Source organism: uncultured Rikenella sp., assembly GCF_910579375.1.
GTDB lineage: Bacteria > Bacteroidota > Bacteroidia > Bacteroidales > Rikenellaceae > Rikenella.
Genome location: NZ_CAJTUJ010000225.1, coordinates 1 through 1819 on the forward strand (window position 1 = coordinate 1; position 1819 = coordinate 1819).

Sequence of the window (1819 nt, forward strand, 5' to 3'; positions counted from 1 at the left end):
CGAGCTCTGTCCCGCCTCAAACTGTTCTCATTGGCTTCGCGTTGCCTTCGGCTTCCTCGTGCTACCTCGGCAAAGCCCGTAAACGGTCTCTGCTCTCGGAACGCTACTCGGTTCCTCCTCGCCAGCTCGGCAATTTGCAAACCATGTTTGCATTGCCCTCGCTGGCAGCGTCGGTTGTAAACAAAAGGAACCGAAAAAACTTTAGACGGATGCTGACGCATCCTAAAGCTCCCGACAGCCCAACCCTTTGTCCACGCCAAAAGTCTACAAAATAAAAAATCGAGAAAATTCTTCTCGATCAAACTAAAAATCATATAAAAACGGACGGCGAAGGGGATAAATACTGAGAGGCAACGCAACTGAAGACCGTGGCCACGGTTGTTCACGTTGCTGGAATTGAGGTTCTGCGTGTTGAAGTTCAAGAACACGCCGCTAGTCCCGCTAAAGGAGGAAGACCAACTGTACCCGTTGTTGCCGACGTTCGTCAGAGCGCCCAATCGCCCGTTATTGCCTGCGTCGCGGAAGCCCGGGGCGGGACTCCGCGACGCGGACGAAAAAGCGATCGCAGCCGCTGGATTGCTTCTCCCGCACCCGATCCGCCTGCGGAACGGACACGGGACAAAAACAGAAATAACTAAAAATCAGTGGGCTGCTGAATTTATCCTACACGCGCTGTCCGTAGCTTCGCCCTCTGGGAGCAAAACCGACAGACACTCCGGCCCTTCGCCGACCGCCTATAGAAAAACACAAAAAATCGAACGATTCATCGTACTCCGACGGTCTGTTTTTCCGAAATCCGCCGCTATCAATCCATATCTTTATACAAATCCAACTCACCCCGTTCCGCTGCGCCGTGGATCGCGGCCAGCCGAGCCACGACGGGCGAGATCACCTCCAACACATCCCGGACGTATCGTTCTTCGGAGGTCTCTTGCGACGAGGTGTCTTCCGCTGAAGCCGCCGGTCTCCGAAGCCGATAGAGCATCGCAAGGTACAGCGCACGAAAACAGGCTTCCATGTCGCTGATAGCGGTCGGATCGCCCTCTTCCCCTGCGATGGCGGCCTTGAGCCGGGGCAGTTCGGCGGCCAGAGGGGCGAAAACGCGGTCGTAGCCCTGTTCCCGCCCCACGGGCGAGGCGAGCAGGTGGCGATGCAGGTCGTCCAGATCGGCCACCAGATGGAGGGTGTGTTCCAGGTGGCCGCTACGCTCTTTGCCCTCGGTTCGCAGGAGGTTCACCAGGTCGGTGTACCACAGCCACAAGGCCTCTTTCTGCTGGTCGTCGAGGTCGGTTTGCGGCTCGACGAGCGTCTCGCGGATCCGATCGGGCGAGAGCTCGAGCGCACGCAGCATATCCTCTAACTGCCAAAGATACAGAATGTATTCGGCAATGTTTTCTCTGCGTTTCTTTTTGGCTATCAGCATAATATCTATGTTACAGATATGTCGTTTTCAAAAGTCTCGGCCGCCCCGGGCTCCGGCGAAGACGTATTGTGGTACGTCGGTGATTACGGGTATGGCTGGTCTCTACTTTCCACGATTCGGGCGACCATTATCGGGGCATATATTTGCGTTTCCACACGACGATATGCAGTTCCAGCGCTGCGGCGGGGCGGGCCAGCGGTCTTCCGTTGCGTTGCCTCTCGGAATAAACGGACGCACAGCGTCTTTTAATGCCAGCCTCTACCCCAAAACGGGCCACCCTACCTTTTTTAATTTGACTTTGGCAGCCGGACGCCCGGGAGGTATCGCAATTTTCGACGCGGAGCGGCGTGTTGCGGGCCTCCCGTGGGGAGGCGTCCGGCCCGCGCGACCCCAAAG

The 1819-nt window shown here is 56.8% G+C and carries 2 protein-coding genes; both read right to left on the minus strand.

Features of this window, described 5'->3' with window-relative positions; genetic code table 11:
* The coding region (locus QZ302_RS09900; protein WP_294594936.1) for a hypothetical protein at positions 1 to 428 on the minus strand (428 nt) is incomplete at its 3' end.
* Between the two features lie 377 nt (positions 429 to 805).
* Positions 806 to 1423 (minus strand): DUF4924 family protein, encoded by a 618-nt coding sequence (locus QZ302_RS09905; RefSeq protein WP_294594940.1) that lies wholly within the window; start codon positions 1421 to 1423, stop codon positions 806 to 808.
* Between the last annotated feature and the right edge of the window lie 396 nt (positions 1424 to 1819).